Here is a 19,796-nt window from a genome sequence, read left to right as displayed (position 1 = left end):
TACCAAAACCAAAAAATAGGCAATAGTATAGAGCCGAGATTAATCGGATCACTTTCTCCTCTGTCCTTTTGCCTGAGAGTTTCACCGTTATCATTTTTCAGATAATGGCTTGCTCCTTCGGCGGCCGATTTAACGGCTCTCTCCAGAGATTCCTCCAACTACAGTCCTCACCTTATTCATAGTTTTGAATTAGGCACCTGAAAGATTTACTTCTTCGGTGGGCGTTGCCAAATAATGGCGTTGCCGCTCTCCTGCAGTCTTCATCGGATCAACAAATTGTAAGCTACGAAGTAGCTAAGCCAAGTATGTTAGACAAGTCACATTTTTTTGTCATGTACTTTCTTTATAAATTAAAGGTAAATTGATCGAAATCGGTTTCTTTGCTCAAAATAACAACGATAACTCAAGTATTTACCTTATTAAAGTGTGCTAAAATAAATAAAAAGTGAGGTGTACTATGTTACGAATTGCTGTCATTATTTTATTGTTTGCTCTTTCTGCGCTTTTATTTAAATACAGAGCGAATGAAAAAATACAAAAGTCGGTTGTTTATATATCTGTTACAGGTGTTGTGATTTATGTAGCGTATATCATGATTTCAGAACTTATCCGATAAGTTGTCTTATTATTAACAAAAGGTGTAGATAACTATTTACACTAGATACCCTGTCTATAAATGCTTAGAGGTTAATGCGTGAGTGTAGAAAATCAAACCAGAATGACGGACGATCATGATGATGACGTTATTATTATCGAAGAAAAATCTAAATTGAGTCACTGGGTTGCCGGAGTTACTCTGATTATTGGTGCGATTGCGGGTGGGTTAGTTGGCTCTAGCGTATCTGATAGTAAATGGTCTGCCGCATATACTCAGTTGGAAGTAAAAACAAAGCAGTATCAAACCGATTTAAATCAAGCTGAAATTAAAAGTGCTGACCTTGATGTTTTGATTGCAAAAGAGAAACAGCAGGCATTACAAGCTCAAAAGAAAAGTTTAGATGAAGAAAAAGCCCAAGCTATTTTACTGGAGTCGAAAAAGCATAGTTCCTTAATAAGCGAAGTTGAGGCTTTACAGTCTCGTGGCGCATCATTAGAAATGCAAGTTGAAGAACAAAATAAACAGATTAATAAATTGACACACCAAGTGGATCTGCAAATTACGATGTTGTCTCGTTCAAAGCAATTATTTCAGCGTCAACTTCAACTTAAAGAAGAGGCAAACCATTTAGAAATGAAAATTGACACGGTAACCACAACAGAAAGCAAACTAGAAAAAGAGTGTAAAGTGTATCTTGAAGGAAAAAGTTGGGATGTTAAATCTGATGTATGTAAGCAACAAGAAGAAGCACAGAAGCAGATAAATCAATACAATGATGAACTCCAATTATTGCAAATGGATATAAAAGAAATCGATCTCATAAGTGAAGATTTAGGAATGTAGTACTATCCTTTAAAGGGGGCTTTCTCTCCTTAAATAAGGGTGATGACATGAGAGCCATGGTAGTTCATACTGAAGTGACCCCGTTAAGTTGGACATTTTAGTTAAGCGGCTTGTAAGGCCTGGTTTCGATATTCTATCGGAGTCAGGCCTTTTAGTTTTACCTTAATCCGCTTCGTATTGTAATACTCGATATATTCTTCGATCTTTTCTATTAACTCATCTGCATCCTTGAAGATGTATCCATGATACATTTCAGTTTTAAGTAAACCAAAGAAATTTTCAGCTACTGCATTATCTAAGCAGTTTCCTTTTCTAGACATACTTTGTTGAAGCCTATGCTTTACAAGTTCCTGTTGATAAGTCTTATGTCGATATTGCCAACCTTGATCACTGTGTAAAATTGGCTTCGAGCCCTTACTTAGTTTGCCTATTGCTTCTTTAAGCATATCCGTGACTAGCGGTAAACGTGCATTCTTTGTCACTTTATAAGCGATAACTTCTTGATTGAATAAATCAACCACTGGCGATAGGTAAACTTTTTGTCCGTTAACTTTAAATTCTGTTACATCGGTTACCCATTTCTCATCTGGTTTCGTAGCACTAAAATCCCTTTCAAGTACATTTGGGACTGATTTACCCACCTCTCCTCGATAAGAACGATATTTTTTGGGTCTTACTATAGATTTTAGGTTTAGTTGCGCCATCAGCCTTTGTACTGTTTTATGATTCAGCTCTACACCTTTTCTTCGCATAGCTAAATGGATCCGTCGATAGCCATAACGTCCTTTATGTTCATGGTAGATAGACTCAATCATCTCTAACTCATGCTCATAAGTATCAGGCCTTCTACTTATTTGAGCCTGATAATAGAAGACACTTTTTGCCAAACTGGTGATACGAAGTAAATATTTTAAAGGGTAATTAGCTTTGAGAGCTAAAACAATTAACGCTTTTTCTTTGTTTGTTGGCGTTTTTTCTGTTTCAGCTCTTCGAACTTTTTTAGAACAGCATTCTCTGTTCGTAAATAACTTAACTCTTCTCTTAGCTCTTCAATGGTCATTTCGTCATCTGATTTTTGTGTAGTATTGGATAATAATTTCATTGAAGGCCTTCCTATATTACTATTCTTGAGTCCCTTAAACCCCGCTTCATTATATGTTTTAAGCCAGACTGATAGCGTGCCAGGGGAGGATAAGTTTAATACTGCACTAGTGTGAGTGAGAGACCAACTGTTAGTCCACATTAATTTCAATGCTTGTAATTTTGTTTTGGCATTATCGGCATGTGTAGTTGGTAAAAATGAGTTTTTACCATGGATAGAAAATACTTGAGTCCAATATCGTATCTGACGAGCAGATATCGAATATTCTTTAGATAATTGAATTGATGTACGACTAACTAAGCACTGCTTAGCAATAATTAGTTTTAGCTCACGACTATATTTGGACATAAAAAAGACCCTCAGTAATTGGTTGTCCAATTATTGGGGGTCAGTTCATACCGTGGCTTTTTTTATACACTTAATTTTAGTTGAGAATTATTCACATTTAGCTTGAGGTTTAATTGTAAAGAATATAGCATACTGTGAAATTTTATGAATGGAGAGACAGGTGAGCAATCAAACAGCTAAATTTGTTCAAGGTTCGACAATACGTCATATATTAGTTATGTCGGGAACAGCCTCAATAGGGCTAATGGCTTTGTTTGTCGTTGACTTACTTGACATGTTTTTTATTAGTTTACTAGGGCAAATAGAGCTGGCAGCTGCCATTGGGTTTGCAGGTACCATCATTTTCTTTTCTACTTCTGTTTCTATTGGTTCTTCTATTGCGATGGGGGCCTTAGTATCGAAAGCGCTCGGTGCAAAAGAAAATGAAAAAGCTAAACAACTTGCCAGCAGTACTCTATTTATTGCGTTTATTGTTAATAGTATTGTGACAATGACGATGTTTTATTTCATTCCTGAATTATTAGCAATGATTGGAGCAAAAGGAGTCGTTGCTGAGCGAGCTCAAGCTTACCTTTCTATTCTTTTACCAAGTACACCATTAATTGCAATAGCTATGGCTGCAGGTGCGGGTCTTAGGGCTGTTGGTGATGCAAAACGTTCGATGCTAGCAACATTGTATGGTGGAATCGTTAATGCCGTTTTAGATCCAATTTTTATCTTCGGTTTTAATATGAACGTCGAAGGGGCTGCGATAGCTTCTGTTATCTCTAGGCTCACCGTGTTAGCTTTTTCTTTATACCCTCTTATTTTTACTCATAAACTTATTTCTTTACCCAAGTGGAAAGACATTAAATTTCACTCGTCTGCTATTTTTACCATTGCCATTCCTGCCATTATTACAAATACTGCAACACCTATTGGAAATGCAATAGTCACTTCAACCTTAGCACCATTTGGCGAGGATTTTGTTGCAGGTTTTGCCGTTATTGGACGATTAATTCCAGTAACTTTTGCGGTAATTTTTGCCATGTCTGGAGCAATTGGTCCGATCATTGGACAAAATTATGGAGCAGACCGTATTGATAGGGTAAGAGAAACCTTGCGAAACTCCCTATTTTTTATGGCGATTTATTGCATAGCGGTGTCATTGATTTTATTTGTTCTTCAAGATTATATTATTGCGTGGTTTAATCTAGTTGGAGATGCCGCTTTGATCATGGCTACATTCTGTAGTGTGATAACCATCACTTTTATTTTCAATGGTACGATGTTTGTTGCTAATACATCATTTAACAATTTAGGTAAGCCGCTTTACTCAACAGCATTAAATCTCAGTAAAGCAACGGTAGGAACGCTTCCATTTGTTTATTTTGGGGCGCAATGGTATGGCGGTCTTGGTGTTTTATATGGACAGGCGTTAGGGAATATTGTTTTTGGTATCATCAGTCTGATTGTTTTACGAGTTCATGTTGTGGGTATGGTAAGGGAACATTTAAAATCGACTCCTGATGATAATATGATTAGTAATGTTAGCGTAACGATGTCACCATTTTGCAATAATGATGCAGTTATTATGCAAAGTGGTGTAAAAAACGACAATGACAATTTGAAGCATCCATTTCTTTCTGGTTAATCATTTTATAATATAACCAACATAAACAGTTCGATGTTCTGTCTATTTATGGTACGGTGGGTTGTATGTTATTTTAAGAGTGAACAACCAGAATGAATATTCTAATATGTGATGACTCCTCATTTGCAAGAAAAGCCATCGCTCGCTGTATCGCAAAAACGAATGATCAACATGTAATTTTTGCTGAGCATGGGAAAAATGCCCTTGAAGTCATGCAGGAAACTGACATTGATGTAATGTTCTTAGACTTAACTATGCCTATAATGGATGGCTATGAAGTATTGGCTGAAATGCCAAATATTGATTACCCAACTCAAGTGGTAGTTATTTCTGGTGATGTCCAGCAAACGGCTATTGACCGCTGCTTGGATCTTGGTGCATTTGCTTTTATTAAAAAGCCTATTTCACCTGACGAATTACTTGAATATGAACATGATTTAGGCGTTGTATTTACCTTTTCTAAATCAGAGTCTGTTGATGTTGAAGATAACAAAGTCAGTGGTATGAAAAAGCTAAAAGAGCTTACTAATGTAGCTTTAGGCCGTGGTGCTTCATTGCTCTCTGAATATTTAGGTGAGTTTATTACGATCCCAGTTCCACATGCTTGGGCAATGGTGGCCGGTGAACTTGACATGACCCTGCAAGATGTTTTCTCCCATAAAGGTGCAATGGCAATATCACAACGCTTTAGTGGCCATGGTATTCATGGTGAAGCTTTGGTATGTATGCGTGGAAAAGATGCAGAAACCATTGGTCGTAATATGGGTCTAACAGATGAAAGTATCTCAACGAATGAGATTGTATTAACTATTTCTGGTGTTGTGGTTTCTTCTTATCTTCAAGCATTGAGCGATCAACTTGGAGCGATGTTTACAACAAGACAGCCAAGTATTGTAGATCGAGTTCAGCGTGAAATCGATATCAGTAATACACGAAACATCCAAGATATGTTTGCTTTAGAATACAGTTTTTTAGCTGAAACTATGGATTTTGAATGTGAGGTACTGTTTTTACTTGATTCAAAGTCGGTCAATACCATTCAATCTTTCTTGGAGAACGTGTAATGACTTATATTACGAAGCGAGCATTGAACGAAGAAGAGTATGAGTGGGCGGTGCAGACCGTTGACAATATGGATGCAGGCGTTCTTATTCTTGATAAAGATTATAAGATATGTGCGTGGAACCATTTTATGCAAGCATATAGTGGTATTAATATTGCTCAAGCGATGAAAAAATCATTATTTGAACTTTTTCCAACGGCACCAAGATCATGGTTAGAAGCAAAAATCAATTTAACTCGTCAGCTAAATTGTAATGGCTTTTCTAACTGGGAAGAGCGCCCGATGGTGTTCCCATTTCAAAATTTTACACCTGTGTCTGATGGTGTAGCAAGCATGTACCAAAATCTAGTATTTTCTCCTATGTTAGATAAGCGTGGTGATGTGAGCCACATTTGTATTATGGTGCATGATGTCTCAGAAATGGCAAAAAACCAGTTGCATTTACGTGAAACTAGTCATAATTTATCTAAGCTTAATCAATTTGATGAATTAACAGGCTTATATAACAAAAGCCAACTTATCAACATGCTGGGCGATGAATTTCATAAAAATAACACCTCTGATCAAGTATCTACATTGGTTTTATTAGACATTGATGGCCTGTCAGAAATCAATGAAAATTATGGCCGACTGATTGGTGATGAGTTTGTTAAATTAACAGCAAGTACCTTGCATAAAACAGCTCGTAGAAGTGATTTTACTGGTCGTTACAGCAATGAAATTTTTGCGGCTATTTTACCTGAAACATCTGCTGACCAAGCTATGTTTTTTACTGAACGTTTACGTAAGCGAATTGAAACTAAAACTATCAATTGCAATGATATAGAGAAGAATTACACTATCAGCCTATCTGTTAGTCAATTTAACTCTGCGATGTCAAGTTATCAGCAGTGGATAGCAACAGCTGAAAAAGCGCTAAACGATGCGAAAAATAAAGGTAAAAATCAAACAGTTGTCTTTGGCTTAAAGTAATAGTAGCAATAGTAATATGAGAAATGGCGAATACGATGCTTACTTGAGTAGTCGTATTCGCCATTTTTTTTGCTAAGTAATTTTGAATTGAATAGATTACATTGAATTTAGAGATGGATCGAAGTAGCTAAAATGTAACGACTGAATTGATAAAGAATATTATTTTAACGTGCAATGATAACTAATGAGATTAATCATAAATAGGCTAGGTTTCTATGAAAAACTCTACGTTATCGACATTGGTCGCTATAGGACTATTATCCCCAATAGCATCAGCATTTGACGAACCTAATACTGCTTCAATTCCTCTAACTTTGGCAAGTAACTATCAACGTGAATTAGATATTAATTTATATTGGCTAAGTGAAAAACTTGATGGTATACGAGCTTATTGGACTGGCTCAGAGCTACTTACTCGAAAAGGACATAAAATATATACACCAAAGTGGTTTACTGATCCGCTGCCTGCGCATGCGATTGATGGTGAATTATGGGCGGGAAGAGGTGGCTTTCAAAAAGTAGCGAGAACTGTGTTGGATTTTAAACCGGATGAAGAGGCGTGGCGTGATATTCGTTTTATGATGTTTGATTTACCAGGCTCGGTAGGAGTGTTCCCAAAACGATATCATGAATTATCAGCAATGGAAAAATCTTTTAAAGTACCACATTTAAAGCTTGTGGTTCATCATCCTGTAAACTCTGAAGAACAACTTTTTAATATATTGGACGATATTTCTGCTCGTAACGGCGAAGGTGTGATGCTACGAAAATTAGATACGATTTATCGCTCTGGCCGTAGTGATGATTTAATTAAAGTCAAAAAACATGATGACGACGAAGCAATAATTGTAGGATATACCGATGGGAAAGGTAAGTATAAAGGAATGGTCGGAGCATTTATATTACGAATGCCTAATGGAAAAGAGTTTAAAATCGGTAGTGGATTAAGTGATGCAGTAAGAGCAAATCCACCAGAGATAGGCACGCAGATAACATATCGCTATAATGGATATACTGATAATGGGATCCCAAAATTTGCGCGATATCTCGCTGTTCGTGAAGGGTATTAAAAGAAATAGAGTACTTATAGTAGCGCTACTCTATTTCTTATTATTTACAGTAATAGCTTAGGCTGTGAAAGTTTTAACACTGTCACGAACCATGAGGGTTGGTTCTAGCTGTATCACATGATTTGTTTCTGATTTAGTTTGAATTTTCTCCAACAATGAATCAACCGCTTGTTGTCCTAAACGATGTTTTGGCTGATGGATAGTCGTTAACGATGGCGTAATGTATTTGGCCATTTTAATGTCATCGTAGCCAACAATTGAAATATCATCGGGAACAGAAATCCCTTTTTTGCTCGCGCAATTGATCATTCCCATTGCCATCATGTCATTACAAACAAATAGTGCGGTTGGTAATTTGCCCCTGCTATGAAGCTCATTAAATGCGCTTTCGCCACCTTCGCATTCAAAATCACCAGAGGCGATCCACTGTTTATTAATGTCTAATCCTGACTCTTCCATTGCTTGCACAAAGCCACTTAAACGTTGCTGCGCTTGCAGTTTGTTCAGAGGGCCAGTGAGGCAGCCTATCTCTTTGTGACCTTGTTCAATCAAATGTTTTGTTGCTAAGTAACCGCCGTGGTGGGAATTATCTTGGATCTTATCGCTTGGAAAATCAATTAACCCCCAATCCATAACAACGGTTGGAACGGCTTGATAACGAGAGAATAGCTCAAGCACTTGATTTTCAATTTCAGTACACATCAGCAATAAGCCATCAACGCGCTTTTGTAGTAGGGTATCTAAACTTGAATGAACACGTTGTGCATCGCCTTCGGTATTACATAAAATCAGGTTATAACCCATTTCATAACAGCGTCGTTCAACGCCTTTTACTACTTCACCAAAGAAAGGGTTGGTAGAGGTGGTGACTAGCATACCAAAGGTTTTAGTGTGGTTGACTTTTAAGCTACGAGCGAGCGCAGAGGGCGCATAATTCAGCTCAGATACAGCAGTCATTACACGCTCAGAAATATCATCACTGACAAAGCGTGTTTTGTTTAGAACATGACTTACCGTAGAGGTAGAGACACTCGCATGCTTGGCTACATCTTTGATTGTTGCCATAAATTCAATCCTTTGTTTATGTCTTTATGAGTAAATCACTAAGGTGTTTAGCTCATAAAGACACGAAAGTCGGTATTAGTGCTCTAGTAGAAAACGCTCGACTTCTGTAATAGAAGGGATAGAGGTTTGAGCACCCATTCGAGTTACTGATATTGCTGCCGCAGCATGAGCAAATTTAATCGCATCATCTAATTTACGACCAGATTGTAAGCCTGTTAAAAACGCACCGTTAAAGGTATCACCTGCGCCTGTTGTGTCGGTTGCTTGAACTCTAAAGCCTTCAACTTGACGGCCTTTGCCATCTTGGCTAATCCACACGCCTTTGCTACCTAAAGTGATCATTACCGTTTCAATGCCTTTCGCATGAAGTGCGTCAGCAGCCTGTTGAGCGCTTGCCATATCAGTCACTTCAATCCCCGTTAGCAATTCAGCTTCTGTTTCATTTGGGGTAATCATATCAACAAGTTGTAATAAGTCATCACTTAATTGGTGAGCAGGGGCAGGGTTTAGAACGACTTTAGTGCCTGCTGCTTTTGCAATTTGTGCTGCTTTTTCGATGGTTTCAATCGGTGTTTCAAGTTGCATTAGCAAGGTATCAGCTGCTTCAATTAGTCCGTGATGAGGCGCAATGCGATCTGCCGTTAATCGTGCGTTCGCTTCAGCAGAAATACAGATGCTGTTTTCACCAGTTGCAGCAACTTGGATCATTGCGATGCCGGTTGGTGTGTTTTCTTCAATCATCACAGCTTCAGTATTTATACCATCGAACTTAAATGCTTCAATCATTTGGTGACCAAAGCTGTCGTCACCTACGCTTGCGATAAACGCGATATCGGCACCTAAACGCGCCGCAGCAACAGCTTGGTTTGCACCTTTGCCACCAGGAATAACGGAATAACTGTGACCGTGTAACGTCTCGCCTGGACGTGGGAAAGAAGCAACTTGAAGAACGTGGTCTGCGTTTACGCTACCTAAAACAACTAATTTATTCATAATGTGCCTTTGTTTCTTATCTGGAAATGACCTTGAAGTTATCGGTCTTAAAACATATAGGTAAATGGGTGACTAACTTATTTATAGTTTCATTCATTTAACGATACGTTTTCTGTGTTTCTATTTTTGAGAAGAGTAGAGCATCGGTGCAATTTAGTTGTGAGCGCACCAATGCTCCATTTTTATTTACTAAGCTTTTTATTCAATTACTTAGCGATAACTTTTAGGTCAACAGGAATGTATTTTTCTACTGTTTCACCTTTAAGTACTTTAACGGCTGTTTCAACACCAAGCGCACCAATTAGGTCAGGTTGTTGTGCGATGGTTGCACCAAGTAGGCCACGGTTAACGGCAGCGATACCATCTTCAGTGCCATCAAAACCAACGATTAGAACGTCTTTACCAGAAGCTTGAACAGCACGTAGAGCACCTAACGCCATTTCATCATTTTGAGCAAATACCGCTTGAACATCAGGGTTTGCTGCAATCATGTTTTCCATTACGTTAAGACCTTTTGTACGGTCAAAATCAGCTGGTTGGCTACCTAGTAGTTCAAGACCGTCGCTGTTTACTGTTTTCATGAAACCTTCACCACGCTCACGCGCAGCTGATGTACCAGCAATACCTTCAAGTTGGATAACGCGTGCCTTTTCGCCCACTTTTTCCATGATGTATTTACCCGCCATTTCGCCACCAGCAACGTTATCTGAAGCAATGTGGCTCACTACATCACCACGGCTTGCACCACGGTCAAGAGTTAGGACAGGGATACCAGAACGGTTAGCCATACGAATGGCATTTGATACCGCATCAGAATCTGTTGGGTTAATTAGGATTGCTTTTACGCCACGAACCGTAAGGTCTTCAACATTTGAAAGCTCTTTACTTGGATCGTTTTGAGAATCCAGAACAATCAGTTTATAGCCTAGGTCTTTTGCTTTTGCTTCAGCCCCTTCTTTCATGGTCACGAAAAATGGGTTGTTCAATGTAGACACGACCATTGCCATTGTATCTTGAGCCGCAGCTGTCGATGTGAAAGAAGCAGAAAGTAGGGCTGCAGAGATTAGGGTTGCTAACTTTTTCATTCTATATTCCTTGTAGAGTGTAGGGCGGCACAAATCAAACATGGTACGTCTGGTTGTGCCTATTTTTTGTTTTAAATAGCAAACGAATTTATAGGGGTGACTCTTATTCGTATAGTTATTGAGTGTTATAAATAATGTGTATTACTTGTTTTTGTTGTCCACTAATACTGCCAGTAGGATAACCACAGCTTTGGCAATCATTTGGTAGTAAGAAGAAACATCTAATAAGTTCAGTGCGTTGTTCAAGAAGCCGATAATCAGAGCACCAACTAATGTGCCCATGATGCGACCTTTACCACCCGCTAGGCTTGTACCGCCAAGCACTACCGCTGCGATAGCATCTAACTCATAACCCATACCAGCAGTTGGTTGAGCTGAAGAAAGACGAGACGTTACGATTAAACCTGCCAGTGCAGCAAGTAGACCACAGATAGCGTAAACACCGATTTTAACGCGATCTACATTGATACCAGATAAGCGTGTTGCTGATTCATTGCCACCCAGTGCGTAAACGTAACGACCAAAGCGAGTGTGATTTAGTAAATACCATACAGATGCAAATACGATAACCATTAACCAGATTGGAACTGGGATGCCAAGTGCATAACCTGTACCGAACCATGAAAAGCTATCTGCAACATCAGTAAAGCCTGTTGAGATAGGGCGGCCTTCTGTATAAACCATCGTCACACCACGAAGCAACGTCATGGTTACTAGTGTTGCAATAAAGGCTTGAACCTTACCTTTAGCGATAATAATACCACTAATTGCACCCAGAGCAGCACCCGCAAGTAGCGCAGTAGGAACGGCAATGATAGGGTGAATTTCAAGACCAATCATGGTTGCTGCAAAGGCACCACAAAGCGCGAGTACTGAGCCTACACTCAAATCAATACCGGCAGTTAAAATAACCAGTGTCATACCTACTGCGATAATAGCGTTAACCGAGGTTTGACGTAAAATGTTTAAGATATTGTCGACAGTAAAAAAGTTTTCGTTTAAAAATGACACCACGACAATTAACAACAATAGCGCGATTAACGATTTTTGTTCAATCAGCCATTCTTTAGAGAAAATGCCGCCTTTCTTTTTTTGTGATTCAGATGAAGTCATAGATTTAGTGCTCATGCTGTTACCTCGACGTTTTGCTGAACAGTTTTTCCTACTGCACAAGCCAATAATTTTTCTTGATCGGCATCTTTTGCCATGAATTCGCCACTGATACGGCCTTCATGCATAACCAAGATGCGGTCACTCATTCCTAATACTTCAGGCATTTCTGATGAGACTAAAATAATGCTCATGCCTTCCGCTTTAAATTGGTTAATTAATTGGTAGATCTCTTTTTTCGCACCAACATCAACGCCACGGGTTGGCTCATCTAAAATCAAGACTTTAGGGCGAGTCATTAAGCCTTTAGCAATCGCTACTTTTTGTTGATTACCACCAGACAAGTTCCCAATTATTTGGTCACGAGTAGGGGTTTTGATATTAAATAAGCGAATAAAATCTTCTACTGCTGTGACTTCAGCGTAATGATCAAGCTGAATGCCTTTTGATAACTGATCTAATGAGCATAGAGACATGTTCTCTTTCACTGATAAGCCTAATACTAAGCCATCACCTTTACGGTCTTCAGAGATATAAGCGATGCCATTTGCTAAACCATCACGAGGAGAGATAGGGTTAATCATCTTATCGTTTAGTTTAATCGCACCACACGTCATTGGTGCTGCACCGTAGATAATTTTCATTAACTCAGTACGACCTGCGCCCATCAAACCTGACACGCCAAGGATCTCGCCGCGATCTAATGAGAAGCTAACATTATGAACACCAGGACCAGAAACATCGAATAGCTCTAATGATTTTTCGTTGTGTTGAACGTCGATACGAGGGTATTGCTCATCTAAACGGCGACCAACCATCATTTCAATTAGGATGTCTTCATTAATCTCTGCAACCACACGTTCGCCAATGAACTTACCATCACGAAGGATAGTAATATCATCACAGATCTCGAAGATTTCTTTTAGACGGTGCGAAATATAAACAATGCCGCAACCTTCATCACGAAGTTCATTAATGACTTTAAATAGAGATTCAGTTTCAGTATCTGTTAAGGCATCTGTCGGCTCATCCATGATGATAACTTTAGATTTGAACGACAACGCTTTGGCAATCTCAACCATTTGTTGCTCACCTAAACTCAATTCCCCTAATAGTTGGCGAGAGTGGTGTTTTACATTCAAACGTTTAAGTAGGGCATCGGCATCGCTGTACATTTCAGCCCATTTGATACCACCAAATGCATTGGTTTTCTCACGGCCTAAAAAGATGTTTTCTGCAATGGTCAGTTCAGGAATAAGGTTCAGCTCTTGGTGAATAATACTGATACCAGATTCTTGAGAGTGCTTAGGGCCATTAAAGTTAACTGCTTTGCCTTCGTAACGAATTTCACCTGCATCCATTGCGTAGATGCCAGTTAATGACTTCATTAAGGTTGATTTACCCGCGCCATTTTCGCCCATTAAGGCCATAACTTTACCGGGATAGACATTAAGACAAGCACCATCCAGAGCTTTTACTCCGGGGAAGGCTTTCTCAATACCGTTTAATTCTAAGATAGCTTGAGTCATAACGTGTCCTATTTAAAATACAACGCCAGATTGGAAAATCACGTTAGCGTAAGGAGTACATTCACCAGTACGAACGACCGCTTTACTTTGTTGTGTGTGCACTTTGAATGCTTCGTGAGACACATAAGAAACGGTAATTGATTTTCCACATAGTGCTTCTTCAGCTGCAATAAGTGCCATCAGCTCATCATGCAGTTGTGGGCTAACGGTTTTGAATTCTTCAGCAACGATAGCGCCTTCAATTTGCATCTCAGACAATGTTGCTTTTACGGTATCAATAAAGGTTGGTATTCCCTGAACTACCGCTAAATCGATGCGTTGTGATTCTTCAAAAATCGGCAGGCCAGCATCGCAAATGGTGACTTCATCAGTATGGCCAAGAGTGGCGATTACATACGATAATTCTGCGTTTAGTAGTGTATTTTTCTTCATGAGAATACCTTTAGTTAATTAATTATGAACACATACTGCTTGTTTAATGCTCATCGAAACGTTTGCGTAAACGTTTCGATGGTGAATTTAGAGTAATAATTGGCACTTTGCACCTAAGAATGTAACTAAGTGTGATCAAACGCAGAGTTCTAATTGATAGAGTGATAAATAGGAGATCTTGGTCAAATTTTGGTGGGTGGGAGGAGGAAACTGAGGCTGCAAGGTATAGATGAAAGGCAATTATTCTTAGATCTATTAACCAACGATTGGTCTCATTAACTATGATGTAATTTCAACTATATGATTTTAATCATGTTAAAGATTAAAAACTTCTAATAGAATGCAATCTTCTAAAGGCTAGTTAAAGATTATTATGAAAATAGACAACAATTATAATGAATTTGCAGCTCCTGAATTGATATGCGTTCTTACTTCTTGGGCAAAACGTTGTAGAGAAGCTAGGGATGGACATTACAAAAGAGCGGAAGTTTTATTTGATCGCTCTCAGTTTTTAGGTTATGTGCTTATCTATTCGACTGTATTTGTAACCGTATTTTCTTTCTTTTCATTGAATAAACCAGAAGAAATTTTATTCGGGATAACAGAGCAACATATTGTTGTTCTTATGGGGTGTATTTCGGCAGTAATATCAGGAATTGTTACTCAAGCAAGGTTTGGTGAGCGAGCTGAAATGCATCGATCATCTGGTGCAAGATATGCAAATCTTGCTCGTTCAATAGAAGTTCTTCAATTAAAGATTAATGCTGATCTTATTCAAAAAGAAAATATTGAAAATGAGTATGATTTGATAATTACGGAATGGAATAATTTGTCAGAGGATTCGTTGCTAACACCACACACTGAAAGTAAATCAAAAATTATGTTTCATGTTTTATTTGCACTAATGTTTGCCGTCATCTTTTTTGTTGTCGCAGTTTAGATGGAGTTGGTCATGTATGTTATTAAAGATAAGTTGGGTTTGTAATGAATGATTTTATTTACCAAGGTGGTAATGCAATTTCTGAAGAGGATTTTAGAAACCACTTAACATCGTTATGCCAACTTGAAAATGTTGGTGCTCTTTTAGGGGCGGGCGCGTCTGCTGGTTGCGGTGGGATGACAATGCAACAAGTTTGGGAAGATTTTAAAATTAATAACGAACTTCTTATCCCAGAACTAAAAGCATTCAAATTAATCCCTGAAGTTGAAGAACACTCGAATATTATCAATGTGGAATTGCTATTAGATAAAGTGACTCAGTTTTTATCTGTATATAAAGCATTAGATACAGAGACAAAAGAAACTCTCCGATTAAATAAAATCTTACTAGCATTATATCAGTCAGTTACAAAGGCTGCTTTGTTGGTAGGAGTTGACAGTTTTGATAAATCTCATATAGGTAGAGAAGAAAGATTCTCTTCTCATCGGTCGCTATTAGAGAAATTAATCTCAAACCGCCAACCGGGACAAGCTGCTCCTATGTTGTTTACTACTAATTATGATCTTTCTTTAGAATGGTCAGCAGAAGAAGTGGGCATTCAACTATTTAATGGTTTTTCTGGGTTACATACAAGAACCTTTCAGCCTCAAAATTTTGATTTAAGCTTTAGAAATGTGAATGCACAAGGTGAAGCAAGGTTCGGCCATTATCATGCGTATTTATTTAAATTACATGGCTCTTTAACTTGGGTTCAAGAGCAAGGAAATGAGATTATAGAAATACCTTCACCATTGGCGAAAAGTAAATATATTGAACCGTTATTAAACGGGGATTCAGTATTTAACAAGCAATTTTTAATTTATCCTGGAGCTAATAAATATCACCACACAATTGGGTTTGTTTATGGTGAAATGTTCAGACGATTCAGTGAATTTCTTTCCAAACCTCAAACTGCAATTTTTGTAAATGGTTATGGCTTTGGTGATTATCATATTAACCGTATAATTCTAGGTGCATTGCTAAATCCTTCTCTTCATATCGTAATTTTTTTCCCTGAATTAGATTCACTTCCAGAAATAAATCAAGAGATGAGTGAGGCTAAAAAATGTATTAAAAAGCTTAAGTCACTGTCTTTAAATCAAATAACCATTGTTGGTGGAGGAGAAAAGGCATATTTTGATGCTTTTGTGAAATATATTCCTAAGCCTGTGCTATTTCCGAAAGATACTAGTGCGCGTGACTTGGTCGATGCAATTAATGATTTAGTTCAGAGTAGTAAAGAATTATGACATTAGAGACGATTTCATCTATAGGTTATGTTGTTGCTTTAGAAGGCTCAAAGATACGGGTTAATTTACTTGATGGACATAAAGGGCAGTTGGCATCCCATCGGCATGGTGTCAGTTCAGTATCGCAGCCGGGAGATTTAATTGGATTAGACGCTGGGCGTTGTCTAATTATCGCGAGAGTTACCGATATGGCTTTTACTGATCCAGATAAAGCTCACTCTTTGAATGTAGGAACGATGAATGTTAGTGATATTCCACTGAGACAATTAATTGCTTACTCGATTGGTTATGTTTATCAAGATGATAACTCTAGGAAGTTTGTTTCAGAAAATTGGAAATTGCCAACTCTTGGCGCTAAAGCCATTCCTTTATCTTCAGATTATTTAGAAACGATCTATGGGGTAAATGAAGATGAGAAAGAACAAGCTATAGAATTAGGAAGGGATTCTAGGACTAAAACAACTAAAATTAAGGCAGGGGTTAATTCTCTTTTATCACGTCATCTAGCTGTTTTAGGTAGTACTGGTTATGGAAAATCGAATTTTAATGCCTTATTAGCGCAACGTATACGGAATAAATTTAACAAATCAAGATTAGTTATTTTTGATATTAATGGTGAGTATGCACAAGCATTTGAAGGTTATAAGAAAGTTAAGCATACAATTTTAGGTAATTCTGGCGCGGGTAATGTGCCACCACCTCCAAGTATGGAAGTTGAGGAAGTATTTTTAGGAAATCAAATATATAGGCATAGAATTCCGTATCAAGCTTTTGGGTATGCTGGCTTAATTAAATTATTACGTCCTAGCGATAAAACGCAACTTCCAGCTCTTCGTAATGCACTTAAGTCTTTGCATATGGTTTTTCAGGGAAGTGGTAATACTGTATGGGTTCAGAAAACAGATACTACAAATGTATCCCCGCCTTCTCAATTTGAATTGGTCGATGATTGTCGACAAGAAGGGCAGAATGATTTAAGTCAGTGGCTTATGTTATTACGTACAAATCAACTTGATTGGTTTAGCCGTTGGCCTCCATTTTCAGCTTTGGGTAAACTTGTTGCAGAGTTTGGATGCGTTGGAGTTACACCTCAAGGAGGGAGTAAAAGAGACGCGTTTAGCTATGGTAATGTGATTCCATTAGTGAAAATAATACAACAGTTAGTAGATGATAATCGTTTTACTAATATTGTTAATCTGAATGGAGGACAACCTCTTTCAAATCAAAAGGAGATGTGGGAAAACGAAATAGAAAAAGAAGTTGATTATCTTTTTGGTAAAAAGAGTGGGGAAGAACAAGATTGGGATGTCCATATAATCAATTTAAAAGATTTAGCTGATGATCATGCACCCATTATTTTAGGTTCTTTGCTAGAAATGTATGCTGATGTACTTTTTAAAAGAGGTCAAGATAATAATTATCCAACGATGCTTTTACTTGAAGAAGCACATCATTACCTACGAGATCCTTTTTCTGAAGAAGGAACTCAGTTAAAAGCTTATGAAAGGTTAGCGAAAGAGGGGCGAAAATTTAATTGCTCACTTCTTGTTAGTACTCAAAGGCCTTCAGAGCTCTCCGCAACGGTCCTGGCTATGTGTTCGAATTGGATATCTTTACGATTAACAAATGAACGAGACATTACATCATTACGACATGCTATTGAAAATGGTAATGATCATATTCTTAGTGAGATCTCCGGTTTACCAAGAGGTGATGCTATAGCATTTGGCTCTGCATTTAATATACCCATCCGGTTTACTATTGATAAAGCGGAACCCTCACCGAAATCATCAGATGCTCAATTTGCCAAGGAGTGGATGGAATAACAATCTCTAAATTACTCTATTTTTAATATCATGTATACTCACAACTAAAGGGGTACTATGTACCTCGCTTCACTATCAAGGAGGATAGAGTTATCTACCTTTTGGTTCTACCTGATATTGTATATTTGATAACAATGTATAAGAAAGGGCAAAAGGACTCTTTAAACCAAGCTGAAAAGAATCAGATGAAGAAGCTAGTTTCTATATTGAAAAATGAGGTACAACCATGAGCAGTATTGCTGATGACATAATCAAATCACTAGAGCAAGCGGTTGAAATAAAAAAAGGAAATCTAGACGGTAATGTTACTCGTTATGAAATTGCCGACGTAAAGGCCATCCGAGAGCAGTTACACACGTAACGCAAAAAGAGTTGGCAATGGCAATTGATGTCAGCGTTGATACTGTGAAAAGTTGGGAGCAAGGTAGGCGTAATCCGACAGGCTTAGCAAGTAAGGTACTTAATTTATTGAGTAAAGAACCAGAGCTGTATTCTAAATTTTCGGATCAAGTATAGAGTCTGAATAACACGGCCAATACTCAGTTTTAGCCGTCAGCATCTTACTGACAGCTAAATATTACGATCAAACAAACATATGATTCGCTTTGGTTACGCCGCGGTCATAAGTGCAGAACGTATCTGTTGCGGCTTCCGTTTTACTGTGAATTTTTATATTGGTAATCACTTCTACAGCACCGGCGTCATAACACGCTTGTTGTGCCTTCTTAACGACTTCTAATAAATAATTAAGCTCACCTTTCATTGTGGTTTCCATTGCTCCAACTTGATATGGAACATCAGCGGCTTTAACAACTTCAATTGCTTTATCTACAACTTCAAAGTTATTGCCTTCTTTTAATCGTGGGATCACTTGAAAAGCAACAAATACATCATCAAGGATAGGGTTTTGAACAGGCATTGAATATTCTCGTTAAATTATTTGTGATTTATTTTAGCATCTATTTTTTATAATACGATGAATAGTAATTAGATAAGTTAATGAACTAATGTTATCAGGCTCGATAACATGATGAATAACCATTATTATATTCACAAATTTACTATTGAGAAGAATACGCCAATGTTATTACCCCCTTGTGAAAATTGTCAGTCTGATTTTGTTTATCAAGACCAAAATTTATTAATTTGCCCTGACTGCGCGCATGAATGGGACCCATCGGAAGCGCTTGAGAATATCTTTGTCGTGAAAGATGCGAATGGAACACCGCTAAGTGAGGGTGATAAATTAACACTAGCAAAAGATCTGAAAATTAAAGGCAGTTCTCAAGTACTTAAAATTGGCACAAAAGCCGTGATTAAAAGAATAGTAGAAGGAAAAGATCATCAACTGGATTGCAAAGTAGATGGGGCAGGTGAAATGATGGTGACTGCTAAGTTTGTGAAGAAAGTGTAATACTAAATCAAAGTTATAAAACTCTTAAATAAATTAAGGAGTGCAAAATGTCAGGGATTAGTGATTTAAATACATTATTAGCATCAATGTCTCCAGAGTTAATGGACGGAGAGTTTGTTTTTATTACTGTGTCTGGAACATTGGCTGATTATGCTCAATATAATCCAATTGCCATGTTTCAAGAAAAGGAAGGCTTAACACTTGTCTTGCCTGTGAATGACGCGAAATTAGGGGGCTTTGAATTTGATGGTATCTATAAACAGATCACATTAATGGTTCATTCAAGTCTTGAGGCGGTAGGCCTTACAGCAGCCATTGCAACTAAATTAACGGCTAACGGTATTAGTGCTAACGTTATTGCGGCTTACTATCACGATCATGTATTTATTCAAAAAGACAAGGCAGACTTAGCACTAAAGGCACTGAAAGAGTTTACTAACTAGTAGAAGAGGATAGGTGATTTGTTCTATTATCTACCGTATGA

General features: G+C 37.9%; 21 protein-coding genes, 1 pseudogene and 1 riboswitch. Of the genes and pseudogenes, 13 read left to right on the top strand and 9 right to left on the bottom strand.

The genetic code is table 11. The features are described from left to right. Nucleotides 1–50: 50 nt before the first annotated feature. A riboswitch (glycine riboswitch) is annotated at nucleotides 51–156 on the bottom strand. Between the two features lie 301 nt (nucleotides 157–457). After that, nucleotides 458–616, top strand: coding sequence for a hypothetical protein (locus ACU5DF_RS12345; RefSeq protein ID WP_446713080.1), 159 nt, complete (start codon nucleotides 458–460; stop codon nucleotides 614–616). Between the two features lie 78 nt (nucleotides 617–694). Then, entirely contained in the window at nucleotides 695–1,441 is a 747-nt protein-coding gene (locus ACU5DF_RS12340) for a hypothetical protein (protein ID WP_446713079.1), read from the top strand. Nucleotides 1,442–1,542: 101 nt separating this feature from the next. Here the strand turns inward: ACU5DF_RS12340 and ACU5DF_RS12335 are convergent. Together ACU5DF_RS12335 and ACU5DF_RS12330 are read right to left on the bottom strand one after the other, a co-directional pair. Beyond that, nucleotides 1,543–2,421 (bottom strand): annotated as a pseudogene (locus ACU5DF_RS12335) (IS3 family transposase); the annotation flags it as partial. After that, nucleotides 2,385–2,891 carry a helix-turn-helix domain-containing protein gene (locus ACU5DF_RS12330; RefSeq protein ID WP_446711479.1) on the bottom strand — a complete coding sequence of 169 codons (507 nt, stop codon included), beginning with the start codon at nucleotides 2,889–2,891 and terminating at the stop codon, nucleotides 2,385–2,387. The pseudogene ACU5DF_RS12335 and the gene ACU5DF_RS12330, both read right to left, overlap by 37 nt. A gap of 160 nt (nucleotides 2,892–3,051) precedes the next feature. On the opposite strand from ACU5DF_RS12330, the gene ACU5DF_RS12325 reads away from it, so the two are divergent. The 4 genes from ACU5DF_RS12325 to ACU5DF_RS12310 all read left to right on the top strand — a co-directional run bounded on the left by ACU5DF_RS12325 (nucleotide 3,052) and on the right by ACU5DF_RS12310 (nucleotide 7,629). After that, on the top strand, nucleotides 3,052–4,524 hold the full coding sequence (locus ACU5DF_RS12325; RefSeq protein WP_446713078.1) for an MATE family efflux transporter: 1,473 nt from the start codon (nucleotides 3,052–3,054) through the stop codon (nucleotides 4,522–4,524). A gap of 92 nt (nucleotides 4,525–4,616) precedes the next feature. Continuing rightward, nucleotides 4,617–5,588, top strand: coding sequence for a response regulator (locus ACU5DF_RS12320; RefSeq protein ID WP_446713077.1), 972 nt, complete (start codon nucleotides 4,617–4,619; stop codon nucleotides 5,586–5,588). Next, a complete protein-coding gene (locus ACU5DF_RS12315; protein ID WP_446713076.1) occupies nucleotides 5,588–6,559 on the top strand; it encodes a sensor domain-containing diguanylate cyclase in 972 nt (323 codons plus the stop codon). The genes ACU5DF_RS12320 and ACU5DF_RS12315 overlap by 1 nt, the downstream gene beginning before the upstream one ends. Nucleotides 6,560–6,774: 215 nt before the next feature. After that, on the top strand, nucleotides 6,775–7,629 hold the full coding sequence (locus ACU5DF_RS12310) for a DNA ligase (RefSeq protein WP_446713075.1): 855 nt from the start codon (nucleotides 6,775–6,777) through the stop codon (nucleotides 7,627–7,629). Between the two features lie 57 nt (nucleotides 7,630–7,686). Here the strand turns inward: ACU5DF_RS12310 and ACU5DF_RS12305 are convergent, their stop codons facing one another. The 6 genes from ACU5DF_RS12305 to rbsD form a co-directional block, all read right to left on the bottom strand. Beyond that, the gene (locus tag ACU5DF_RS12305; protein ID WP_446713074.1) at nucleotides 7,687–8,694 is read right to left on the bottom strand and encodes a substrate-binding domain-containing protein; all 1,008 of its coding nucleotides are present in this window, start codon (nucleotides 8,692–8,694) and stop codon (nucleotides 7,687–7,689) included. A gap of 75 nt (nucleotides 8,695–8,769) precedes the next feature. Continuing rightward, nucleotides 8,770–9,687 carry a ribokinase gene (rbsK, locus tag ACU5DF_RS12300; RefSeq protein WP_446713073.1) on the bottom strand — a complete coding sequence of 306 codons (918 nt, stop codon included), beginning with the start codon at nucleotides 9,685–9,687 and terminating at the stop codon, nucleotides 8,770–8,772. A 206-nt stretch (nucleotides 9,688–9,893) separates the two neighbouring features. Then, entirely contained in the window at nucleotides 9,894–10,772 is an 879-nt protein-coding gene (gene rbsB / locus ACU5DF_RS12295) for a ribose ABC transporter substrate-binding protein RbsB (protein WP_446713072.1), read from the bottom strand. A gap of 141 nt (nucleotides 10,773–10,913) precedes the next feature. Further along, nucleotides 10,914–11,900, bottom strand: a complete 987-nt coding sequence (gene rbsC / locus ACU5DF_RS12290; protein ID WP_446713071.1) for a ribose ABC transporter permease — start codon at nucleotides 11,898–11,900, stop codon at nucleotides 10,914–10,916. After that, entirely contained in the window at nucleotides 11,897–13,411 is a 1,515-nt protein-coding gene (gene rbsA, locus ACU5DF_RS12285; protein ID WP_446713070.1) for a ribose ABC transporter ATP-binding protein RbsA, read from the bottom strand. The genes rbsC and rbsA overlap by 4 nt, the downstream gene beginning before the upstream one ends. 12 nt (nucleotides 13,412–13,423) lie before the next feature. Then, nucleotides 13,424–13,843, bottom strand: a complete 420-nt coding sequence (rbsD, locus tag ACU5DF_RS12280; RefSeq protein ID WP_446713069.1) for a D-ribose pyranase — start codon at nucleotides 13,841–13,843, stop codon at nucleotides 13,424–13,426. Between the two features lie 373 nt (nucleotides 13,844–14,216). Here rbsD and ACU5DF_RS12275 point away from each other — a divergent pair, with 373 nt between their 5' ends. The 5 genes from ACU5DF_RS12275 to ACU5DF_RS12255 all read left to right on the top strand — a co-directional run bounded on the left by ACU5DF_RS12275 (nucleotide 14,217) and on the right by ACU5DF_RS12255 (nucleotide 18,414). After that, a complete protein-coding gene (locus ACU5DF_RS12275) occupies nucleotides 14,217–14,783 on the top strand; it encodes an SLATT domain-containing protein (RefSeq protein WP_061028750.1) in 567 nt (188 codons plus the stop codon). A gap of 44 nt (nucleotides 14,784–14,827) precedes the next feature. Beyond that, nucleotides 14,828–16,072 carry an SIR2 family anti-phage-associated protein gene (locus tag ACU5DF_RS12270; RefSeq protein WP_446713068.1) on the top strand — a complete coding sequence of 415 codons (1,245 nt, stop codon included), beginning with the start codon at nucleotides 14,828–14,830 and terminating at the stop codon, nucleotides 16,070–16,072. Continuing rightward, the gene (gene herA, locus ACU5DF_RS12265; RefSeq protein WP_446713067.1) at nucleotides 16,069–17,898 is read left to right on the top strand and encodes an anti-phage-associated helicase HerA; all 1,830 of its coding nucleotides are present in this window, start codon (nucleotides 16,069–16,071) and stop codon (nucleotides 17,896–17,898) included. Before ACU5DF_RS12270 ends, herA begins: the two co-directional genes overlap by 4 nt. A gap of 226 nt (nucleotides 17,899–18,124) precedes the next feature. Next, the gene (locus ACU5DF_RS12260; protein ID WP_446713066.1) at nucleotides 18,125–18,259 is read left to right on the top strand and encodes a hypothetical protein; all 135 of its coding nucleotides are present in this window, start codon (nucleotides 18,125–18,127) and stop codon (nucleotides 18,257–18,259) included. 17 nt (nucleotides 18,260–18,276) lie between these two features. Further along, complete coding sequence (locus ACU5DF_RS12255) at nucleotides 18,277–18,414, top strand: hypothetical protein (protein ID WP_446713065.1); 138 nt, start codon at nucleotides 18,277–18,279, stop codon at nucleotides 18,412–18,414. 67 nt (nucleotides 18,415–18,481) lie between these two features. On the opposite strand, the gene ACU5DF_RS12250 is transcribed toward ACU5DF_RS12255, so the two are convergent. Then, nucleotides 18,482–18,817 (bottom strand): thiamine-binding protein, encoded by a 336-nt coding sequence (locus ACU5DF_RS12250; RefSeq protein WP_446713064.1) that lies wholly within the window; start codon nucleotides 18,815–18,817, stop codon nucleotides 18,482–18,484. Between the two features lie 162 nt (nucleotides 18,818–18,979). On the opposite strand from ACU5DF_RS12250, the gene ACU5DF_RS12245 reads away from it, so the two are divergent. Both ACU5DF_RS12245 and ACU5DF_RS12240 read left to right on the top strand, forming a co-directional pair. Beyond that, entirely contained in the window at nucleotides 18,980–19,312 is a 333-nt protein-coding gene (locus tag ACU5DF_RS12245; RefSeq protein WP_446714232.1) for a zinc ribbon domain-containing protein YjdM, read from the top strand. 47 nt (nucleotides 19,313–19,359) lie between these two features. Beyond that, nucleotides 19,360–19,755: an ACT domain-containing protein gene (locus tag ACU5DF_RS12240; RefSeq protein WP_045101940.1), complete on the top strand. Its 396-nt coding sequence runs from the start codon at nucleotides 19,360–19,362 to the stop codon at nucleotides 19,753–19,755. Nucleotides 19,756–19,796: the final 41 nt, after the last annotated feature.

The sequence above is a fragment of the Aliivibrio wodanis genome (assembly GCF_052920805.1).
The sequence above is the reverse complement of the archived record's forward strand: the minus strand, read 5'-3'. Positions and strand labels throughout refer to the sequence as shown.